Consider the following 21646-nt stretch of genomic DNA (forward strand, 5'->3'; position numbering starts at 1 on the left):
ACCACGGATCCCGGGCCGCTCCCCCGTTTCCGCCCGGTCCGGTCCATGGCCGCGCAAGCGGTGCGGCCGACACCCGTTGCGAGCGATGGGGCGGGAGCGACGGATGCCCGGTTCTACGATTGGGGCATGGACGCAGGACTGTTCCCGGACGACGCCCAGCTCCGCCGGATCAACCGCGAGGCCGTCATTCTGGGAGCGGCCGGATATTCGATCCTGCTGCAGGTCTGCCACCCCGGGGTGGGCCAGGGCGTGCGCGACCACAGCGATTTCGCCCAGCGCCCCCTCGACCGGCTCCGCGGCACGCTCACCTTCGTCTACGGCATGGTCTTCGGCACCGAGGAGGAGGCCGAGCGCATCGCGCGGATCGTCCGCGCCATGCACAAGCGGATCACCGGCCCCGGCTACCACGCGCTCGACCCCGAACTGCAGGTATGGGTGGCCGCAACGCTCTACCAGGGCGGCGTGCGGATGTATGAGATGACGGTCGGGGCACTCTCCCCCCGGGAGAAGGACGAGGTCTACGAGCAGGCCGCGGTCTTCGCGACGGCCCTCGGTTGCCCCGCGGAGCGCTGGCCGGCCGACCGGGCCTCCTTCGAGGCCTACTGGGCCGACATGGTCGCGTCGATCGAGGTCACCGACACCGCACGCGGCATCGCCGACGCGCTGTTCGATCCCCCGAACCCCGCCGTCCGCGCGGCGGCCCGACTGCAGCGCTTCCTCGCCGCGGGCCTGCTGCCGCCGCGGATCCGGGAGCAGCTCGGCCTGGAGTGGCGACCGTCCCAGCAGCGCAGGTTCGACCGGCTGATCGCGCTCACCCGGGCCGTCTACCCGCGGCTGCCGCTCGCGGTGCGGTCCCTGCCCAAGAACGCCTACATGTGGGACATGCGCCGCCGGGCCGCCCGCAACCGGCTCTACGGGCGTCCCGGAAGGTCCGGTGGGGATCCCTCGCTGCGGGCTCCACGCGGAGGAGCCCGCCGACGCGGCCCCGGCAGGCCCGGCGTCCGAGACTCCTGATCCACCGGCGCCGCGGCCCGCGAGGGCCCCTATGCTGATGCCTGTGAGAACGGGGGCGGACGAGCGCATCGGGCATCTGGGCCCGGCCTGGGTGCGCATGCTGCTGCTGGGGGCGCTGCTGTTCGGCGTCGCGGCCATGCACACGCTCGGGCATCCGCAGGCGGACGGGCACGGGCCCGCTCCGGCCGCCGCGCACGCCGATCCCGTGGCTGCGCACGCCGATTCCGGGCTCCCCGCCATGGATCCGACGTCGGTGTGCCTGGCGATCGGCGGGATGGCGATCGCGCTGCTCGGCCTGGCCGCCGCGGTGTTCACCCCCTGGCCGGGTGTGCTGGTGCCGCCGCCGGCGCGGATACGGTGGCCGCTGCTGCGCACCGCGCCGCCGGATCCGCCTTCTCTGGCGAAACTGCAGGTGTTACGGCTCTAGATGCCCCTTTCGGGCACCGGCGCGCCCCGGCGCCGCCCGGATCCGGCTCCGCACCTGTTCAGCACACCGTCACGCCGTGGCGCCCATGCGCCGTGCGCGGACACCGCCATGAAAAGGACCGATGATATGACCACCGACACCCGTAAGCGCGCGCTCCTGCTGGCTCCGGCCGCCCTGGCCGCCGCCCTGTTCCTCGCCTCCTGCGGCGGGGGCGAGGAGGACTCCGCCGCGCCCGCGCCCGAGTCCTCGGAGCAGGCCGCGGCCGAGTTCAACGACTCCGACGTGATGTTCGCCCAGATGATGATCCCGCACCACGAGCAGGCCGTGGAGATGTCGCAACTGGCCGAGGACCGGGCCGGCGACGACGTCAAGGAGCTCGCGGCCGAGATCGAGGCCGCCCAGGGCCCCGAGATCGAGCAGCTCACCCGGATGCTGGAGTCCTGGGGCGAGGAGCCCATGAGCGACGGCGAGAGCATGGAGCACGGCATGGCCGGCATGATGACCGGCGAGGAGATGGCCGAACTGGAGCAGGTCGAGGGCGAGGCCTTCGACATGATGTTCCTGGACATGATGGTCGCCCACCACGAGGGCGCGGTCGAAATGGCCCAGAACGAGCTCGACAACGGCGTCAACCCCGAGGCCATCGAGCTCGCCCAGGCCGTCGTGGAGGCCCAGCAGAGTGAGATCGAGCAGATGACCGGCATGCTCGGCGACAGCGGCGCCGACGGCGACTCCGAGGGGGAGGACGGGGGGCACGGCGGCCACTGATCCCGCCGTACGGCCCCCGGCGCGGCAGCGGTGGGAGCCGTGCTAGGAATTCGGGTCGGGGCCCCGGCGGTCCGCCGGGGCCCCGACCCGAGCGCCGCCGCCGGTACCGATCACCGAAGGAGATCACGATGCCGCTTCCCGCCCTCGTAGTGGTCCACGGCGCCTGGCACGGCCCGTGGTGCTGGCGCCCGCTGATCGAACGGCTCCCGGACGTCGCGGTGCACCCGGTCGCGCTCCCCTCCAGCGGCGCCGACCCGACGGCGCTGGGCGGGCTGTACGACGACGCCGAGGCCGTCCGGGCCGCTGTGGCCGGGATCGAGGGGCCGGTGGTGGTCTGCGCGCACTCCTACGGCGGCCTGCCCGTGACCGAGGCGCTCACCGGGGTCGGCGACGTCCGGCGCCTGGTCTACCTGTGCTCCTTCCAGCTCGACGCCGGCGAGTCGCTGCTGGGCTCGGTGGGCGGCACCCCGCCGGAGTGGTGGGACGTGCACGAGGCGGACGGCTACGTGGACGCGCTGGACCCCGCAGCGGTGTTCTACGGCGACGTCGCCCCGGAGACGGCGCGGGCGGCGATCGGCGCGCTCGGCCACCAGTCCCTCGCCTCGGTCACGCAGCCGCTGCGGGAGGCCGCGTGGCGGACGATCCCCAGCACCTACGTGGTCTGCGAGCGCGACGCGGGGATCCCGCCCTTCGCCCAGGAGGCGATGGCCCAGCGGGCGCAGCGCGTGCTGCGCATGGACGCCTCGCACTCGCCGTTCCTGTCCCGCCCCGCCGAGCTCGCCGGACTGCTGCGCGCGGAGCTGACCGAGGCCGCCGCCCGGTAGCGCGGCGGTGCCGGCCGTCCCGGTGCCGACGCCCGCGCCGTCCCGGCCCTGCGGCCCCCCGCCGCGCGCCCCGCCGGACGCGGCCCCGGCCACCGGGTCCGGGGCCGCGTCCGGCCGGTCACTGCCGGCCGGGCAGCCGCACCTGCGACAGGTGCACGTCCGGGCGCTCGCCGGGCGTGAAGCGGTCCGCCCGAAAGTCGGCGAGCAGCTCGGAGCGGGTGCCGCGGAGCACCTCGTCGGCCACCAGCGGGGCCAGCGCGGGGGCCAGCGTGATCCCGCTGTGCGTCGCGACCGCGTAGACGCGCCGACCGCCGTCGGCGAACCCGCACGCGGTGAGGCCGTCGGCGGGCAGCGACCGCTGCCCCACCCGCACCTCGGCGATGCGGGCGTGCTCGCCGCCGCGGAGCACCCGGGCGAGCCGCCGGAGGAGCTCCTCGGCGAGCGGCGCGTCGGCCCCCGGCGGGCGGGCCGGATCGGCGTCGGCGTCGAGGTCGAGCCCCTGCAGCACGAGCCGTCCCCCGCCGTCGGGGCGCAGGTTCAGGTGCGAGGTGGTGAGCACGCGCTCCAGGCGCACCGGCGCCGGTTCGGTGTAGGCGAGGTAGCCGGTGGTCGCCGAGCCGGCCGCGTCCGGATCGGCCATCGGCACGTGGCACCCCGCTGTGGCCAGGAGCGGCTCGGTCCACCGGCCCGCGGCGGTGACGACGGCGTCGGCCGTCGCCGTGGATCCGTCGGCCAGCGCGATGTCGGCCCCGTCGGCGTGCGGCACGACGGCGCGCACCGGCGCGGGGCAGGCGATCTCGGCCCCGGAGGCGAGCGCGTCGGTGAGCAAGCGGGCCAGGTACTCGGCCGGCAGCACGTAGCCCTCGTCGGGGAAGAACGCCGCGGAGCGCACGCCGTCGGGGATGCGCGCGCCCGGCTCCATGGCGCGGGCCTCCTCGGCGGGAATCCACTCGGCGGCGTAGCCGCGCCCGCGCAGTCGCGCCACGGAGCGTTCGAGCACCCGTGCGTGCCCGGGCTCGGTGGCCCACTCCAGGTTGCCGGTGGGGTGGAACCAACGGGGGCCGTCGGGGAGGCTCCGGTGGAGCTCGTGGTGGGCCCGGACGCCCGCGAGGTTCAGCCCGTGGTAGGAGTCGGGCTCCTTGGCGTGGGAGTTGACCCAGGCGAAGGACGTCCCGCTGGTCCCGGCCCCGGGCCGGTCCTGCTCGTAGACGGTGACCCGGCACCCCTGGCCGGCGAACTCGCGGGCGAGGGAGAGTCCGATGACCCCTGCGCCGACGACGGCGATGCGCACTGCGTTTCCCTTCCTTCCTGTGGAGAGCGGTCCGCGGCGGCCCGCTCGGATCATTCGTGGGCGGCCGGAGCGCGGTCGCGCCCCGAGCGGTTCGAGACCCGGGTGGCCGCGAGAGCGGCGGCCATGCATATCAGCGACGCTCCCATGCCGTAGACCGCGTAGGGCACGGTGGTCCCGGCGAGCTGCGCCGCGGCGCAGCCGGCCATGCCCCCGAGCATGGTGGTGACGGCCACGCCGGGCGTGAGCCGCATCCGGTCGCGCAGCGCGAATCCGGCGAAGACGGGCACGGCGAGCGAGGCCGCGGAGTAGGCGTAGGTCGCGACGAGCCAGTCGAGCGCCTTCGGGAAGGCGACGGCGAGCGCCGCGGCGGTGACCGTGACGACCACCGTGAGCGCCCGCGACATCCGCACGAGTTCCCGTTCGGGCCGCGCGCCGCCGCGGACCCCTTGGTAGAGGTCGCGCACCAGGTTCGTCACGACCGAGTGCAGGGCGCTGGAGGTGGTCGAGACGATGGTCGCCACCAGGAAGCCGGCGAAGATCAGCATGACCCACAGCGGGAGCTGGCCGATGAACCAGCCGGCGGCGAGCTCGCGCTCCCCGACCGTGAAGTCGGCGCCCATGGCGCGGGCCGCCAGTCCGAGGATCCCCGCGTACACGCCGGCGATGAGCATCATCAGCCCGCTGACCACCAGGCCGGTGCGCACCTGCCCGACCTCCTTCGCGGCGAACACCCGCTGGTAGTAGAGCTGGTTGGTGAGGGTCCCCGGAATGATCGCGAACGCCCACAGCACGATGGTCTCCCAGCCCACCAGGGTGATCGATCCGGGGGACCACAGTTCGGCGGGGACGCTGGCGGTGATGCCGTCCCAGCCGCCGACCATGTACAGGGCGTAGGCCACCACGAACACCGTCACGACGAGCATGAAGACGCCGAAGATGTAGTCCGACCAGGCCACCGAGAGCAGTCCGCCCGGGAGCACGAACAGCAGGGACGCCACCGCCATCACCATGATGAGCGTCGGCAGGGGCACGCCGGTGATCTGGGAGAACAGCCGGGCGAACGCGACGAACTGGGTGGCCAGCCAGCCGAACGGCACGACGACCGTGCACAGCGCGGCGATCGCGATGAGCCGCCGGTCCCGGCCGAACAGCCGGGTGAGGATCTGCGGGACGGTGTCGAACTCCTGCCTGCGCAGCCAGTTCGCGAGCACGGCGAGCAGCAGGAACCCGATCATGCAGGCCAGTTCGTAGAGCAGCACCGACCAGCCCCAGGCGTAGCCGATCCCGACGTGGGCGACGAGCACGCCGCCGCCGGAGGCCGTGGCGAACTGGCTGAAGACGACCACGCGCAGCGGCAGGGCGCGGCCGCCGACGATCCAGTCCTCGGACGTCTTGGCGCGGCGGCCGTAGTGGAGGGCGATGAGGGCGCCGGCGCCCGTCACGAGGACGCACGAGCCGATGACGAGGGCGATGGTGAGTCCGTTTTCTGACATGGTTCCACCCGGTTTCAGGCATGCCGAAAACCACGGCATGGCGCGATGGGGAGGGGACGGGGCCGCGCGCGGCGGTCCCGCGGGGATCCGGCGCCGACGTCGGCGCCGGATCGTGCGGTGGACGGGTCAGCGGCGGTTCACAGCAGGCGCGCCGGGTCCAGGTGCGCGATGTCGTGCCGCGTCCGGCCGTCCAGGGCGAGGTCGGCGATCACCTCGCCGAACAGTGGGGAGAGCTTGAATCCGTGCCCGGAGAACCCGGTCGCGAGGACCAGGCCGGGCCGGCCGGGGACGGGGCCGAGGAGGGCGTGGCCGTCGGGTGTGAAGGCGTCGGCGTAGGTGGCGATGCGGTTGGGGTCGCGGTGCAGCTCAGGCAGGTGGACGCGGACGGTGTCGCGGACGACGGAGAGGAGTTCGGCGGTGGCGCTCCTGGGCAGGGCGCTCGGGTCGGTGACGGCCGCCCGGGCCGCCGTGTGCGAGCTGACCTTGACCGAGACCCCGTCCATGACGGGGAAGCACGAGTAGGCGAGGTCGCCGACGCGGATCACGACGGGGTTGCGGTCGGGCGTCAGGGCCGCGGGGTCCCTGGCGGGGAACCAGCACAGGGTGATCTGCCTGCCGCGCAGGCCGAAGGCGGACAGCAGGTCCGCGGCGGGCGCGCCGGGCGCGGAGCTCCACGGCCCGGGCGCGAGGACGACGTGGTCGACCTCGTGCTCGTCGCCGCCCGCGCGCAGCACCCACCGGCCGCCGCGGCGTTCGCAGGCCTCGACGGGGGCGTAGCGCCGGATGCGGGCGCCGAGCTCCTCAGCCCGCAGTGCGGCGGCCGACAGCGCGATGTCGGGCCTGACGACCCCGGCGCACGGGTCGAGGACGGCGATCTCCCCCGGCCCCAGCGGGTGCTGCGGGAACCGCTCGGCGGCCTCGCGCGGGGTGAGCACCGCGTGGTCGAGGCCGTGCCGTTCGGCGCCGGAGCGCAGTTCCCTGATCGAGGGGTGGCCGGGCGGACCGATCGTCAGCCCGCCGCACATCCGCAGCAGGTCCCGCCCCGTCTGCTCCTCCAGCTCCCGCCAGAGCTCCTCGGAGCGCCGCAGGAGCGGGACGTAGCGGCCGCCCTCCATGTAGGCGGTGCGGAAGATCCTGGACTCGCCGCCGGCGGCTCCGCGGTCGTGTCCGGGGGCGTACCGGTCGAACGCGATGACGTCGGCGCCGCGGTCGGCGAGGCGCCAGGCCGCCATGGTTCCCATGGTTCCGGCGCCGACGATGCCGACGCGGGGTGCGGAGGGAGGCTGCATGACCGTCTCCTAGTCGGGGTCAGGAGGGCTCTCCACGAGTGACTGCTCGATGTAGAAGGGGCTGTGGTCGGGCAGGAGAGTCGATTCGAAGACCTCGGCCGGCCGTCCGTCGGCGAGCCGGATGTGGCGCCGCAGCCGGAACACCGGGATGCCCGGCGGCCGGTCGAGGAGGGCTGCCTCCTCCTCCGAGAGCAGCCGCGGTTCGACGTACATCCGGGAGCTGTGGACGGGGACGCCGGTCCGCCGGAAGTAACCGATCGTCGTGAGGTCCTCCAGCGGCTCGTCGAGCAGCCGCGGAACGAGCGCGAACGGGATGACCGCGAGCTCGGTGGCGATGGGCCGCTCGGCGACGTCGAGCTTGACCCTGCGCAGTTGCACGACGGGGGTGTCGGGCTCGATGCCCTCCAGGTCGGCCGCCGCGTCCCGTGCGGGGATCACCCGCGCCTCCGACACGACGTGGCGGCCCTCGATCTCGGGGCCGGTGCTCAGCGGGCCGGCGAGGCGGAGCAGGTTGCGCTCGGGCGCCGCCCTGGCGACGAACGTGCCGCGCCTGCGGTAGCGGACGACCAGTCCCCGCTGCACGAGCTCCTGGACGGCCCGCTGCACCGTCACCCGGCTCACACCGTAGGTCCGCGCCAGCTCGGCCTCGGTGGGCACTCGGGTGCCCGGAGGCCACGCGCCGGAGACGATCTCGGTCTCCAGATCGCTGCGGATCCTGTCGTAGAGTGCGAGCTCCATTATTTGAGTTAACCAATCCCCGTTTTGATAAGTCAATACTTGGAGCGAAGGCGGTGGCGGATCGACGCCCCAATGGCCACCGGGAGCCGCCCGGCGGGCGGCTCCCGGTGGCGTGCGGGTGCGGAATCGACGGAGCCCGGCGGCGGTCGCCGCCGGGCTCCGTCCGCGCCCCCGTCCCCGCCGTTCGCGCGGGTTACGCGGGGACCAGCCCGCTGACGTCGGCCAGCAGCTCGAAGGAGCGCAGCCAGGCCTGCCTGCGGGTGACCGGGGAGGCGACGATGAGCTCGTCGGCCCGGGCGTGCTCGGCGAAGCGGTCGAGGTAGTCCTTCACCTCGTCCGGGGTGCCGACGGCGGAGTACCTGGTCATGTTCAGCACCTGACGCCCGGCCGGGGATCGCAGGACCTCGTCCGCCTCCTCCGGCGTGAACGTCCGGCCCCGGCCGAACAGCAGGCCGACCCTGCTGCGCTTGGCGGCCAGGAACTGCTCCTGCGCGTCGTCGGCGGTGTCGGCCGCTATGACGTTGACGCCGGCGATGACGTAGGGCCGCTCCAACTGCGCGGACGGCGTGAACTCGCGCCGGTAGACGGCGACGGCCTCCTCCAATGCGTCCGGGGCGAAGTGGGAGGCGAAGGAGTACGGGAGTCCGAGCGCGGCGGCGAGCTTGGCCCCGAACAGCGAGGAGCCGAGGATGTACAGCGGCACGTCGGTGCCCTTGCCCGGCGTCGCGTCGACGCCCGGGACGCGGGACTCCCCCGTCAGGTACCCCTGCAGCTCCAGGACGTCCTGCGGGAAGCTCTCCGCGGACATCGGGTCGCGGCGCAGGGCCCGCATGGTCTGCTGGTCGCTGCCCGGCGCACGCCCGAGCCCCAGGTCGATGCGGCCCGGGTGCAGCGTCTCCAGGGTCCCGAACTGCTCGGCGATGGTCAGCGGGGCGTGGTTGGGGAGCATGACGCCGCCGGCCCCGAGGCGGATCGTCCGGGTGTGCGCGGCGACGTGCGCGATGAGCACGCTGGTCGCCGAGGAGGCGATGGTGGCCATGTTGTGGTGCTCCGCGTACCAGATCCGCCGGTAGCCCCACTCCTCGGCGCGCCGGGCCAGGGTGACGCTGGCGCTCAGGCTGTCGCCGACCGCGTCCCCCTCGCCGATGTGTGCCAGATCAAGGATGGAGAGCGGGACCGTCATGGTGGGACGAGCCTTTCGTTGCGGAGACGGGAACGGGCGCCCCGGCGCTGCCCGGACGCGCTATGGGCAACATCGCCGCCGCCGCGGTTATTTCGACAACGCTCGAACAAAACCGGCCGGGAGCGCAGCACTCGCCTCCCCCGGCCGGCCGCGCCGCTCACGCCGCGCGGACCTCGGACTTCGGGATCTGGGCGGCGGGTTGCCGCCGTCGTCGACGATGTGGAAGGCGCCCTCGCCCCCGGCAGGCCTGGACTCCCCGGGCTCCGGCGTCCTCCGCCGCGGCGTTGCGGAAGGACGCCGTCCCCGGGCCCGGTACCCGGCTCACATGGAGGTGCGCCGGGTGACGGCGAGCTGACCGGTGAGGAAGGCGAGCTTGTCGGGGTTGACGACGTTGCGCAGCGCCACGATCCCACCGTCGCCGACCTCGGGCACGATCACCGCGACCGGCGTGCCCGGCAGCAGCCCCGGGATCGCGGGGGCGCCGTTGACCTCGACGACGCGGATCTCGTGCTCGGGCGTGATCAGGTTGGTGAGCACCGTGGTCAGCCAGGCCGCGGGCGTGGCGACGGCGGAGCGGTCGGCCGCGTGCCAGCGCAGGTAGGCGTCCTGGACCGCGTCCTCGGCCTCGCTCGCGGAGCCGAGCATCCGGTAGGCGACGGCGAAGAGCCTGGGCCGGTGGGCCTCGAACTCGGCGGCCTCGCCGGCCTCATCGGTGTCCGCGGTCATGGAGGCGGCATGCCACGTCCCGCCGTCCGCCGGGGTGCCGTCACGGGCGCTCCTGGACCCTCTCCCGGCTATCGGCGTCGGCCTCGGCGCCCTCCGTCCTGGTCCGGACGGCCGGGGCGATGACGAAGAGCAGGCCGAGGAGCACGGCGCAGGCGCCGATGACTCCGAAGTACAGGGCCGCGTCGCCCCGGTCGTAGAAACCGACGATCTGCGCCGAGATCCCCTGCCCCGCGGCTCCGGAGGCCAGCCAGATCCCCATGGTCTGCGTCGCGAACGCGGCCGGCGCCAGCCTCGTCGTCGCGGACAGCCCGATCGGGGACAGGCAGAGCTCGCCCACCGTGACCAGGGCGAAGCTCGCGACCAGCCACAGAGGCCCGGACTTCTGCTCCCCCAGGGCCGGGATGACGAGAAGGGCGTAGGAGGCTCCGGCGAAGAGCAGGCCCATTCCGAACTTCGCCGGGGTGGAGGGCTGGCGCGAGCGCCTGCCCAGCGCCAGCCACATGGCGGCGAAGCACGGGGCCAGGACGATCAGGACCAGGGAGCCGACCGACTGGAACCACGACGAAGGGATCTCGAAGCCGGAGAGGTCGAGGTCGGTGCTCTGCCGGGCGTACTGGGCGAGCACGATCGCGCCCTGCTCCTGGATGATCCAGAAGCAGACGGCCGCCATGAACAGCGGGATGTAGGCGAGGACCCGGGAACGCTCCTCCGGCGTGGTCCGCCCGCTCCGCAGCATCATCGTGAAGTAGGTGACCGGAAGCGCGATGGAGAGCACGCTGACGGCGTCGACGACGAGGTCGGCGGTGAGGCGTCCGGAGACGGCCGCGGCCGCGGCGGCGAGCACGGTGAGGGCCGCGGCCGCCGCTATCGGCCACGCCGTGCGCGACGAGCGGATCTCGGACGCGCGGAGCGGGTTGGCCGGGCGCCTGCCCGCCTCGCTCAGGTGGCGCTGCCCCCGGACGTAGACGAGCAGCCCGATGGCCATGCCGATCGCCGCGAGGCCGAACCCCAGGTGGTAGTCGTACCTCTGGCCGAGCGTCCCCACGGTCAGGGGCGCGAGCAGGGCGCCGATGCTGATCCCCATGTAGTAGATGGTGAATCCGGAGTCCCGGCGGAGGTCCTTGTCGGCGTAGAGGTCGCCGACGGAGATCGAGATGTTGGGCTTCAGCAGGCCCGTGCCCAGGACGATGAAGATCATCGAGACGTACAGGGCGGTGGTCCCGGCGGGCAGCGCCAGGAACACGTGCCCGCACATGATCAGGATTCCGCCGTACAGCGTGCAGCGGCGGACGCCCAGGAGGCGGTCGCTCACCCACCCGCCGGCGATCGCGGCCATGTAGATGGCCGAACCGTACACGGCGACCAGTGACAGCGCCGTGCCGTTGTCGATCCCCAGGCCGCCGTCGGCGACCCGGTCGTACATGTAGTAGAGCAGGAGCGCTCTCATCCCGTAGTACGAGAAGCGCTCCCACGCCTCTGTGAAGAAGAGCGTCGCGAGGCCCCGCGGGTGCCCCAGGAAACCACGCGTACGCTTCCCCGCCTCCGTCGGAATGCTCACACGGACTCTCCGCGGTCGGAAATGGGAAGGGCCGAGCCGGCCAGCGTACCCGCGGCCCCGAGGCCGGGGTCAGCGCGGGCGGCGACCCGGCCGCCGCGGGACCGGCGGCCGGGTCACGGGGCTCCGCCGCCGTCCTGGGCGGCGCCGATGTCCGGGGTCGGCTCGTTCATCCGCCACCAGCGGTCGTGCAGCCGGCGCTTGCGGCGGGCGAGCCGGCGCATCGCGGCGACCTTGGCGTAGCGGGCGAGGTGGCGGGGCGCCGCGCGCGGCGCCCCGGACGGCTCGTAGCCGTTCTCGCGCAGCCGCCCGGCCAGCACGGTCTCGGCCAGGCGGATCTCCCACGGCTCCAGGCGCTCCTTCCAGGCGCCGGAGCCGGCCCGGTTGATGTCGCGGCGGGTGTTGCCGTGCCAGGTCTTGCGCTCGGGGATGACGTCTCCGGCGACCCGCCTCGGCTCGCACATCGCGGGGTGGAACTCCTCGCCGAGGAAGGCGCACAGGTCGGACAGCTCCCCCTGCGGGTCCTCGATCAGGTCCTCGTAGCGGAGCCGGTGGTAGGAGTCCGGGGGCAGCCGGCGAGCCGCGGTGCGACCGTAGTCGACGGCCTCGGCCCAGGTGGAGATCGCGTGGTAGGAGTCCAGGCGGTACCACGGCATCCGCTTGAGCGAGCCGACGCAGTCGCGCCCGTCCCGGACCAGGTGCACGATCTGGGCGTCGGGGAACAACCGGAGCAGCTCGTCGATGTACTGGTAGTAGCCGGGACGCTTGTCGCCCCACCTGGGCTTGTCGAATCTGCGGGCGTAGCCGCGGAACACGGTGCCCAGCGCCGAGCCCAGGGTGGGCGGGGCCTCGACGATCTCGGCGATGGTCTGCTCCGCGTCCAGCCTCAGGTCGGCGAAGCGGGTCCCGGCCGGGCGGACGATCCGCTCGGCCAGCGCACGACGGTTGGCGGCCTCCCGCAGATCGCCGAACTCCCTCCTGCGCCGGTAGGCGTCGAGGAGGAACCGGGTCTCCGGCGGGATCGCGATGCGCGGATGTGCGTGCAGCATGAGCTGCAGCAGCGTGGTGCCCGACCGCGGGCACCCCACGATGATGATCGGCCGTTCGGACGGTCCAGTCATGGCCCCACAATAGGGCCGGCGGATCCGGGGCAGGCCAGGACCGTGCGGGCCGGGGGGTGGAGCCCCCGTCGTCACCGGCGGCCCCGACCCCGAGACCAAGGAGTTCCTGGTCGGCTACTGGATCGTCGACTGCGAGAGCCCGGAGCGGGCCTGCGAGCTCGCCGCCCGGTTCCCCGACCGTCGGCGGCCCCGGGCGCTCCCGGGGCCGCCGGCGGTCGGCGGGCTCAGGCGCCGAACCCCCGGATCCGGTGCTGCATGACCCGGTAGGGCCAGTCGTTGTCGGTGTTCCACTGGCTGACGGACAGGTGCAGATCGTCCAGGGTCGATCCGGGGATGATGTAGCCGCCGTAGAGCTGCGCGACGTGGGAGTCGTCCTCCGCGCCCCATTCGCCTCCCCAGATCAGGGTCCGGCGGTAGGCGGTGTGCAGGTTGGAGGTCGGCGTGTCCACCACGATGCCGTCGATCCGGTAGTCACCGGCGTTGAACCAGGTCAGCATCCATTTGCCGTCGAGCGGGCGCAGACACAGCTCGCCGAACGCGCCGTCCAGGATCGGCGTCGGCGGGTTGCCCCAGGCCCAGGTGCCGTCCCGGTACCCCCACGGCTCGTAGGCCGCCGGGTCGGCGATGCGCTCACTGCGGACCCGGTGCAGGATGATGGGCTTGCTGCGGGTGAACTCGGTGGAGTAGACGTAGACGTAGCCGTCGTTGCCCAGGCCCCAGGTCAGCAGCTGGAACAGGCCGCCGTGCAGGTCGCTGGGGAACTTCGCCCCCGTGTGGACCCAGGTCGCGCCGGAGTCGTCGGAGCGCCAGATCTCCGTCCACACCACGTTGCCCAGGCCCTGGTTGACCATCGCGTGCAGGTACATGGTGCCGCCGATGGTGATGACGTCGGAGGGGAGCACGGTGGAGAAGACCGGGTTGTCGTGCTCGTAGGGCCACAACTGCTGCGCCGCGTCCCCGCCCACGGCGCCGGACCACCGCACGCCGCCGTCGAGGTCGGTCGTCGTGGAGTAGAGGGCGACCGGTGAGCGCCACCATCCGCCGCCCACCCTCGCCTCCTCGAAGGTGTCGCCGAACACGAACAGCATCCGGCCGTCGGGGGTGACGGCGGGGACGCCCAGGTCGGTCGCCTCCATCCGGAACCGCGTCGTCAGGCCGGGGCCGGTGAGGTCGGCGATCTTGGTCACCTCCAGCGCCTGGGAGGCCGCTGCGCCCGGGGTTCGGGTCTGCGCCGCGGCCGCGCCGCCCATCGGCGCGCCGGCCAGGAGACCGGAACCGACGACCGCTCCGGCGGCGGTCCTGAGGAACGCCGACCGGTTCATCGAGGGGCCCGCCCGCCCGGAAGGCGGGGCCGCCGCTGCCGGACGGGGGTTGCCGTCGTCGCTGACTCGCATGCTCGCTCCCATGTCCGAGAAATCGATTCCCCCTTTCTTTCAACACCTCCCTGGCAATGTCAACAGGCGGTCGCGAAAATCCCTGAGAGTCCGCACCGAGTCGGACGGCCGCTTTGGCGCGGCATATTTCCGCTGCTCACAGCGCTTTTTCGACGTCTCCGCCTCCGCTGCGCCGTGGCGCGCCCATCGGGGGAAGCCGAGGCCCGCCGCGCGGATCCGGCGCGGACGCACCGGGCCGGGGAACAGGATCCGCCACCCCAAAGAGCCGAGAACCGGGCGATACCCGAAATATCCATTTCGGCACGGACCGGCCAACCGGCCTTCTCCGGACAGAAACACCCGCATTGACCTGCTGCTATTCCCGAACATGCAACACCGCCGCCTCACCCCGGCGCATTTCTATCGTTGTAAATACGTCTGAGAAATCGTATTCTCCGCTGACCGACCCCTTTGGAGGCAATGCGATGGCTCCCCCACCCCGCCGACGGTCCCGCCGCTCGGTCCGGCGCGCGGCGACCGCGGTCGCCGCAGCGGCGCTCGCGCTGGCCACGACGGCGGTCCCCGCGTCAGCCCACCCCGGCCACGTGCTCTACGAGCCCGACCCGGTGACCAACAGCGACGACAGGGCGTCCTACGAACACGCGATCCAGCTCTCCGACGGCACGATCCTGGCGACGTTCGAGCGCCAACTCAGCACCGGCAGCGACCCCGGCAGGGGCTGGCTCATCTACCGCAGCACCGACCGGGGCGCCACCTTCGAGCGGATCGCCCGGGTCGAGCCGCACGGGCTGCCGGAGGCCACCAACGCGCTGCAACCCGCGCTGATGGAGTTGCACACCGACACCGGCGACCTCGAAGCGGGGACGGTCGTGCTCGCCGCGGAGACGGGCCAGGACGGCGGGTTCGACGTCCAGCTCTTCACCAGCACCGACAAGGGCGAGACCTGGAACTACCTCAGCACGCCGGAGCGCACCCGTCCCGGAACCGACGGGGAGCGCCGGATCTGGGAGCCGTTCCCGGTCCAGCTCGACGACGGCCGCCTCGTGGTCTACTACTCCGACGAGATCGTCCCCGGCCGCGAGCAGAACATCGCCTACAAGACCTCCGACGACGGCGGCCTGACGTGGAGCGCGCCGGTGGACGCGTGGAACCCCACCGGCCCCGACGACCGGCCCGGGATGTCCACCGTGGCCCGGATGGGCGACGGCCGCTACATCATGAGCGTGGAGTTCTGCGGCAACGCCAACGCCCCCGTCGACTACTGCCGGGTCCGGTTCAAGACCTCCGACGACGGGCTGGACTGGGGCGATCCCACCGACTGGGGGACGCGGCCGCAGACCGGCACCGGACACCTGCTGCACGGCAACCCGATGGTCGCCTGGTCCCCCGCCGGCGGCCCCGACGGCACCGTCATCCTGACCGCGGGCGCCCTGATCGAGAGCCTGGACCAGCCGCACACCGAGGCGGGCGGACACGGGCAGACCCTCCTGGTCAACCACGACAACGGCGAAGGGGAGTGGCACGAGCTCACCGCCCCGATGCCCACGACTTACGGCGGCTACCAGTCGGGCTACCGCAATGCCGTCCTCCCCATCGACGACGGCGGCGACCTGCTGTTCCTCACCGCCTCGCACGTGGGCGGCGACACCGAGCGCAACCGCGTCGTCCACGGCAGCTCCAACGCGGGGGTCCTGCCCTACGACACCGCGTTCGCCGACGGAACGGACCTGGGCTGGGACACCTTCGGCGGCGACTGGTCGGTGGCCGACGAGGTCTACTCCGAGAGCGAGGGCGGCCCGGGCCACAAGTCGGTCGCGGGCTCGACCGCGTGGACGGACTACACGATGGAGGGGCGGGTCCGGCTCGACGGCACCGGAAACGCCGGGCTCCTGGTGCGGGTCAGCGATCCGGAGGTCGGCCCGGACGCCCACGAGGGCTACTACGTCGGCATCAGCGACGAGGACGGCGGCGCGTTCATCGGCCGGCAGAGCCACGACTGGACGCGGCTGGGCGACGTGCGCCCCATGCCCGGCGGAATCGAGCGGGGCGCGTGGTACGACGTGTCGGTGACGGCCTCCGGCTGCACGTTCGCGGTCCGCGCCGAACCCGCCGACGGCAGCGGGGAACCGGTCGCCTTCGAGGAGACCGATCCCGGCTGCGCGGCCTCCGGAGCGATCGGGGTCCGCACGTTCGGCACCGCGGCCTCGTGGCGCGACATCACGGTGACCCCGGCCGGCTGACCGGCACCCGACCCGCCGACCTTGAAGTCACCGGAGCCGGAAGGCCCCGTCCCTGTTCGCGGGGAGGCGCTTCAGGGTCGGCGGAGGGCGCGGAGCTCCTGGTCTTTACGCTCCGGCGCCGCTTTGTTACATTTCTCGGCGGCTGCATACCGTAGCCAATGATTCGTCGCAGGGCCCCCGGCCGTTGGTGCCGCCCCGCACGGCGAGGCACCGGGGCACGGGAGGAACTCAGGGTGAAGCGCATATGACACCGCAGCGGCCGCGGCGCGCGCGGCCGGGGAGAGCGGTCCTCGCGGCGGGGTCCGCGGTCGCCGTCGCGATCGGCGGCTGCGCTCCGCTTGTCACCCCGCAGGAGGCGACCGCGCCGGAGCAGAGCGTGGTCGAGGCCCCCACCCGCTCCGGCGGCGAGCTGGTCGTCGGGCTCGACGCCGAGCCCGACGCGCTGGACCCGACGCTGGCCGGCACGCTGGTCGGCCGGCAGGTCTTCGCGAGCATGTGCGAGAAGCTCTACGACACCGGCACCGACCTGTCGCTCGTCCCCCAGCTCGCCGCCGACCTGCCGCGGCTCTCCGACGACGGGCTCGTGGCGACCGTCCCGCTGCGCACCGACGCCGTGTTCAACGACGGCACCGAGTTCGACGCCGAGGCCGTGAAGACCAGCCTGGACCGACACCGGGAGCTCTCCGGCTCCTCGCGCGGCACCGAGCTCTCCGCGGTGCGAAACGTCGAGGTGGTCGACGACCACACCGTCCGCATCGAGCTGTCGCGCCCCTACGCGCCGCTCACATCGGTGCTCGCCGACCGCGCCGGGATGATCATGTCGCCGGAGCAGCTCGACGAACTGGGCGAGGACTTCGGCCGGCACCCGGTCTGCGTGGGCCCGTTCTCGTTCGTGGAGCGGGTCGCCCAGGACCGCATCGTGGTCGAGAAGAGCGACCTCTACTACGGCGCCGACGAGGTCGAACTGGACCGGATCACCTACCGGGCCATCACCGACGACTCGATCCGGCTCGCGAACCTGCGCTCCGGCCAACTCGACGCAGCCCTGCAGATCAACCCCAACGACGTCGCCACCGTCTCCACCGAGGACGGGCTGGAACTGCTCAGCCAGCCCTCCACCCAGTACATGGGCATCACCGTGAACATCCGCAACTCCGACGGGGTCGGCGAGGAGCCCGGCCAGGTGGAGGGCGAACTGGCCCGAAGCGACGAACTGCGCGAGGCGTTCGCGCTGTCGCTGGACCGCGCCATGATCAACGAGGTGGTCTTCAGCGGCCTCTACGCCCCTGCGTGCGGCCCCATTCCACCCACCAGCGAGTACGCCACCGAGGAGACCCAGGCCTGCCCCGACTTCGACCCCGACCGGGCGAGGGAGCTGGTCGCGGAGTCGGGAGCCGACACACCGGTCCCGGTGGACATGATGATCCCCAACGACCCCACCAATCTGCGCCTGGGCCAGGTGGTCCAGGCCATGGCCGCCGAGACCGGGTTCCGGGTGCGGTTGCGCCCCACCGAGTTCGCCTCGTCCACGGCCGAGGGCCAGGCCGGCAACTTCGAGACCTACGTGGTCGGCTGGTCCGGCCGACCCGATCCCGACGGCAACATCGCCCAGTTCTTCACCGAGGGCGGCAGCAACAACTACAGCGGCTACGCGACCGAGGAGACCGACCGGCTCATCCGGGAGGCCGCGGCCGAGAACGACCCCGAACGACGCAAGGAGCTGTACTCCGACCTGGTGCCGCGGCTGCGCGGCTTCAACAGCATCATCTACCTCTACCGGCAGCAGATTTACGTCGCGCACACCGACGAGGTCGCCGGCCTGCAGGTCTACCCCGACGGGCTGCTGCGGCTCGGCACCGCCGGCTACGTGGCGGAAGGCGGGTGAGCCGATGGGACGCTACCTCGCGGGGCGGCTGCTGCAGTCGCTGGTGACCCTGTTCCTGGTGTCGATCGTGATCTTCGTCGGCGTCCGGTCCATGCCGGGCGATCCGGCGCTGCTGTTGGCGGGCGAGGAGGCCGACCCGACCACCGTCGCCGAGATCCGCGAACGGCTCGGCCTGGACCGGCCGCTGCTCGTGCAGTACCTGATCTGGCTGGTCCAGATGGCCCGGTTCGACTTCGGCGAGTCGATCCGCTCCGGGCTGCCCGTCACCGACGTCATCCTCACCCGCATCCCCGTCACCGTGGAGCTGGCGCTGCTGAGCCTGCTGGTCGCCGCCGTGCTCGGGATCGCATCGGGCGTGGTCGCCGCCGTCCGGCAGGGCCGGCCCGCCGACTGGGCGGCCAACGCGGTCGCGCTGCTCGGGCTGTCGATCCCGAACTTCTGGATGGGGCTCATGGGGATCCTGGTCTTCGCCGTGGCGCTGGGCTGGCTGCCCGCATCGGGCTACGTGCCGCTCCTCGACTCCCCCGCGGGCAACCTGACCAGCCTGGCCATGCCCGCCATCGTGCTGGGCACCGGGCTCGCAGCGGTCATCATGCGCCAGACCCGCTCGTCAATGATCGAGGGGCTCGGCTCCGACTACGTCCGCACCGCGCGCGCCAAGGGCATGTCGCGGCGGCGGGTCGTCCTGGTGCACGCGCTGCGCAACAGCATGATCACCGTGCTGACCATCCTCGGCCTGCAACTGGGCGCGCTCATCTCCGGCACGGTCGTCACCGAGCAGATCTTCGTGCTGCCGGGCTTCGGCAGACTCATGGTCGAGTCGGTCTTCACCCGCGACTTCCCGATCATCCAGGCCGCGGTGATGGTCACGGCGGTCGGCTACATCGCGGTCAACCTCGCGGTCGACCTGCTCTATTCGGTCGTCGACCCGCGGATCCGGGTCCAGGAAGGAACGCGATGACGGCCGAGGCCACGCGGCCCCGCGAGACGGCGACCTCCGACGCACCCGCGGCGCGCGGCCGAGCGATGCGCCGGCTGCTGCGCAACCCCGCCGGGATGTTCGGGCTCGTGCTGGCGGCGCTGCTCGTCGGCGCGGCGCTGCTCGCCCCGGTCATCGCCCCGCACGCCCCCGAGGCCGTCGACTTCGGCACGCTGCGCCGACCGCCGTCGTGGGCCCACTGGCTGGGCACCGACGAACTGGGCCGCGACCAGCTCTCGCGCGTCCTGTACGGGCTGCGCTCCTCGCTCGCGGTCGGACTCCTTGCGGTGCTGATCGCCGCCGCCGTCTCGGTCCCGCTCGGACTGGTCGCCGGCTACTACCGGCGCTGGGGCGACCCGATCGTGTCCCGGCTCAACGACGCGCTGATGTCGTTTCCGTTCCTGGTGCTCGCGGTCGGCCTCGCGGCCATCCTCGGACCGTCGCTGCTCAACGCGGCGATCGCCATCGGGGTGTCGCAGGTCCCGAACATGGTCCGGGTGGTCCGCGGCGAGACGCTGCGGCTGGCCAACGAGAACTACGTCGAAGGGGCGATCGCGGTCGGCGCGAGCGACGCCTCCGTGCTCGTCCGGCACATCCTCCCCAACTCGGTCAACGCGCTGCTGATCCAGATCACGGTCGGCATCCCCGCCGCGATCATCGGCGAGTCGCTGCTGTCCTTCCTGGGGCTGGGCGTACAGCCGCCCACTCCCTCACTGGGCACCATGCTCTCCGGGGCGCAGCCGTTCTTCGCGCTGGCCCCCTGGCTCGCCGTGTTCCCCGGACTGGTGATCGTCGTGGCGACGCTCGCCTTCAACCTGCTCGGCGACGGACTCCGCGACGCCCTGGACCCGAAGGGACGGCCCCGATGAGCAGCACGGAGACCACGGGCGCCGAGACCGCGGCAGCGGCGCCCCCCGTCCTGCGGTTCAGCGATCTGTCCGTGGGGTTTCACACCGAGGGCGGCCCGGTGCGGGCCGCCTCGGGGGTCACCTTCGACGTCGGCCCGGCCGAGGTGGTCGCCGTGGTGGGGGAGTCGGGCTCCGGCAAGACCGTCAGCGCGATGTCGCTGCTCGGCCTGCTGCCCAACGGCGCCTCGGTCGAGGGATCGGCCGCCCTCGCCGGCGAGGAGCTGATCGGAGTCGGCGAGCGGCGGCTCCGGCGGATCCGCGGCAACGAGATCGCGATGATCTTCCAGGAGCCCATGACCTCGCTGAACCCCGTGTTCACCGTGGGCTGGCAGCTCGCCGAAGTGCTGCGCGGCCACAAGGGGATGTCGCGGTCGGCGGCGCGCGAACGCTCAAGGGAACTGCTGGAGCTGGTCGGAATCCCCGACGCCGCCCGGCGGCTGGGGGCCTACCCGCACCAGCTCTCCGGCGGCCAGCGCCAGCGCGTCGTGATCGCCATGGCCGTGGCCTGCGAACCCAAGGTGCTCGTCGCCGACGAGCCGACCACGGCGCTCGATGTCACCGTCCAGGCCGGGATCCTCGACCTCCTGCGCGACCTGCGCGACCGGCTGCGCACCGCGATCGTGCTCATCACCCACGACATGGGGGTGGTCGCCGACATCGCCGACCGGGTCGTGGTCATGTACCGCGGCGAAATCGTCGAGACCGGCCCGGTCGCCGAGCTCTTCGCCGCGCCGGAGCATCCCTACACCCGCGGGCTGCTGGCGGCGGTGCCGCACCTCGGCCGGGCCGAGACGGCGCCGCGGGACCCGGACTCCCTCGCTGCCGTCGGCGGCCTCAAGAGGTCCGACGCCGGCGGGGACGCCGAGGAGAAAAGGACCGCAGGGACCACCGAGGCCGCCGAGGCCGCGGCCGACGCGTCGGCGGCGTTGGAGATCAGCGACCTCGTCGCGACCTACGGGGCGTTGACCGCGGTCAACGGGGTTTCGCTGTCGGTCGCGCCGGGCGAGGTGTTCGGCCTCGTCGGCGAGTCGGGGTCGGGCAAATCCACGGTCGGCCGGTGCGCGGCGGGGCTGAAGAGCCCCGCGTCGGGCACCGTGGCCATCGCCGGGCACGACATCACCGGACTCTCCCGGCGCAGGATGCGCCCGCTGCGCCGGGAGTTCGGCATCGTGTTCCAGGACCCGGCCTCGTCGCTGGACCCGCGGATGACGATCGGCGCCTCCGTCGGCGAACCGCTGCGCACGCACCGGCTGTGCCGCGGGAGCGAACTGGCCGATCGGGTGGCCACGGCGCTGGAGGAGGTGTCGTTGGCCCCCGACCTGCGCAACCGGTTCCCGCACGAGCTGTCCGGCGGCCAACGGCAGCGGGTCAGCATCGCGCGTGCGCTGGTGCTGGGCCCCAAGCTGCTCATCGCCGACGAGCCGACCAGCGCCCTCGACGTCTCGGTGCAGGCCGACGTGCTGGAACTGTTCCTGGACCTGCAGCGGCGGCTGCGGTTCGGCTGCCTGTTCATCAGCCACGACCTGGCGGTGGTGGAACTGCTGGCCGACCGGGTCGCGGTGATGCGCGGCGGCGAGCTCGTCGAGACAGGCGCCACCGCTTCCGTTCTGGCCGCCCCGCAGCACGACTACACCCGGAGGCTGCTCATGGCGGCCCCGGTCCCCGACCCCGCCGAGCAGCGCCGCCGCCGCGAGGCCCGCTCCGGCGGCGCTCCGGGGCCCGCCGGGTGAGATCGGGGCCGGCGCGGCCGGCCTCGGAGGCCGCGACCGCGGACCGCTGCCGCGCCGGGCTGGCGCGTACGGAGCGGTCCC

Annotated in this window: 19 protein-coding genes; 10 read left to right on the forward strand and 9 right to left on the reverse strand. The window is 72.9% G+C overall.

Annotated features, from left to right (window positions below; genetic code table 11):
* Positions 1–126 precede the first annotated feature (126 nt).
* The 4 genes from HDA32_RS14165 (at position 127) to HDA32_RS14180 (ending at position 3033) form a co-directional block, all read left to right on the forward strand.
* Positions 127–1014, forward strand: coding sequence for an oxygenase MpaB family protein (locus HDA32_RS14165; RefSeq protein WP_179643635.1), 888 nt, complete (start codon positions 127–129; stop codon positions 1012–1014).
* A 37-nt stretch (positions 1015–1051) separates the two neighbouring features.
* On the forward strand, positions 1052–1441 hold the full coding sequence (locus HDA32_RS14170) for a DUF6153 family protein (RefSeq protein ID WP_179643636.1): 390 nt from the start codon (positions 1052–1054) through the stop codon (positions 1439–1441).
* Positions 1442–1567: 126 nt separating this feature from the next.
* The gene (locus HDA32_RS14175; RefSeq protein WP_179643637.1) at positions 1568–2209 is read left to right on the forward strand and encodes a DUF305 domain-containing protein; all 642 of its coding nucleotides are present in this window, start codon (positions 1568–1570) and stop codon (positions 2207–2209) included.
* 128 nt (positions 2210–2337) lie between these two features.
* Entirely contained in the window at positions 2338–3033 is a 696-nt protein-coding gene (locus tag HDA32_RS14180; RefSeq protein WP_179643638.1) for an alpha/beta hydrolase, read from the forward strand.
* A 118-nt stretch (positions 3034–3151) separates the two neighbouring features.
* Here the strand turns inward: HDA32_RS14180 and HDA32_RS14185 are convergent, their stop codons facing one another.
* From HDA32_RS14185 to HDA32_RS14220, 8 genes are all read right to left on the reverse strand, one after another.
* Positions 3152–4324 (reverse strand): NAD(P)/FAD-dependent oxidoreductase, encoded by a 1173-nt coding sequence (locus tag HDA32_RS14185; protein WP_179643639.1) that lies wholly within the window; start codon positions 4322–4324, stop codon positions 3152–3154.
* Positions 4325–4374: 50 nt separating this feature from the next.
* Positions 4375–5817, reverse strand: a complete 1443-nt coding sequence (locus tag HDA32_RS14190; protein ID WP_179643640.1) for a sodium:solute symporter family protein — start codon at positions 5815–5817, stop codon at positions 4375–4377.
* A gap of 137 nt (positions 5818–5954) precedes the next feature.
* Entirely contained in the window at positions 5955–7106 is a 1152-nt protein-coding gene (solA, locus tag HDA32_RS14195) for an N-methyl-L-tryptophan oxidase (RefSeq protein WP_179643641.1), read from the reverse strand.
* 9 nt (positions 7107–7115) lie between these two features.
* Positions 7116–7844 (reverse strand): GntR family transcriptional regulator, encoded by a 729-nt coding sequence (locus tag HDA32_RS14200; protein WP_179643642.1) that lies wholly within the window; start codon positions 7842–7844, stop codon positions 7116–7118.
* Between the two features lie 193 nt (positions 7845–8037).
* Positions 8038–9027, reverse strand: a complete 990-nt coding sequence (locus HDA32_RS14205) for an LLM class flavin-dependent oxidoreductase (protein ID WP_179643643.1) — start codon at positions 9025–9027, stop codon at positions 8038–8040.
* Positions 9028–9348: 321 nt separating this feature from the next.
* A complete protein-coding gene (locus tag HDA32_RS32065; RefSeq protein WP_179643644.1) occupies positions 9349–9753 on the reverse strand; it encodes a sigma factor in 405 nt (134 codons plus the stop codon).
* Positions 9754–9793: 40 nt separating this feature from the next.
* Entirely contained in the window at positions 9794–11311 is a 1518-nt protein-coding gene (locus tag HDA32_RS14215) for a peptide MFS transporter (RefSeq protein ID WP_179643645.1), read from the reverse strand.
* Positions 11312–11424: 113 nt separating this feature from the next.
* Positions 11425–12429 carry a sulfotransferase family protein gene (locus HDA32_RS14220; protein WP_179643646.1) on the reverse strand — a complete coding sequence of 335 codons (1005 nt, stop codon included), beginning with the start codon at positions 12427–12429 and terminating at the stop codon, positions 11425–11427.
* 106 nt (positions 12430–12535) lie between these two features.
* Between HDA32_RS14220 and HDA32_RS30210 the strand changes: the two genes are divergently transcribed.
* Positions 12536–12688, forward strand: a complete 153-nt coding sequence (locus HDA32_RS30210) for a hypothetical protein (protein WP_246334964.1) — start codon at positions 12536–12538, stop codon at positions 12686–12688.
* Here the strand turns inward: HDA32_RS30210 and HDA32_RS14230 are convergent.
* Positions 12654–13823, reverse strand: a complete 1170-nt coding sequence (locus HDA32_RS14230; protein ID WP_218882452.1) for a glycoside hydrolase family 183 protein — start codon at positions 13821–13823, stop codon at positions 12654–12656. The genes HDA32_RS30210 and HDA32_RS14230 overlap by 35 nt on opposite strands.
* A 464-nt stretch (positions 13824–14287) precedes the next feature.
* Between HDA32_RS14230 and HDA32_RS14235 the strand changes: the two genes are divergently transcribed.
* The 5 genes from HDA32_RS14235 (at position 14288) to HDA32_RS14255 (ending at position 21565) form a co-directional block, all read left to right on the forward strand.
* Positions 14288–16063: an exo-alpha-sialidase gene (locus HDA32_RS14235; protein WP_179643647.1), complete on the forward strand. Its 1776-nt coding sequence runs from the start codon at positions 14288–14290 to the stop codon at positions 16061–16063.
* Between the two features lie 244 nt (positions 16064–16307).
* Positions 16308–17948 (forward strand): ABC transporter substrate-binding protein, encoded by a 1641-nt coding sequence (locus HDA32_RS14240; RefSeq protein ID WP_179643648.1) that lies wholly within the window; start codon positions 16308–16310, stop codon positions 17946–17948.
* A gap of 4 nt (positions 17949–17952) precedes the next feature.
* Positions 17953–18909 carry an ABC transporter permease gene (locus tag HDA32_RS14245; protein ID WP_179643649.1) on the forward strand — a complete coding sequence of 319 codons (957 nt, stop codon included), beginning with the start codon at positions 17953–17955 and terminating at the stop codon, positions 18907–18909.
* On the forward strand, positions 18906–19796 hold the full coding sequence (locus tag HDA32_RS14250; RefSeq protein ID WP_218882453.1) for an ABC transporter permease: 891 nt from the start codon (positions 18906–18908) through the stop codon (positions 19794–19796). The genes HDA32_RS14245 and HDA32_RS14250 overlap by 4 nt, the downstream gene beginning before the upstream one ends.
* Positions 19793–21565: an ABC transporter ATP-binding protein gene (locus HDA32_RS14255; protein ID WP_179643650.1), complete on the forward strand. Its 1773-nt coding sequence runs from the start codon at positions 19793–19795 to the stop codon at positions 21563–21565. The genes HDA32_RS14250 and HDA32_RS14255 overlap by 4 nt, the downstream gene beginning before the upstream one ends.
* Positions 21566–21646: the final 81 nt, after the last annotated feature.

The sequence above is a fragment of the Spinactinospora alkalitolerans genome, assembly GCF_013408795.1.
GTDB lineage: Bacteria > Actinomycetota > Actinomycetes > Streptosporangiales > Streptosporangiaceae > Spinactinospora > Spinactinospora alkalitolerans.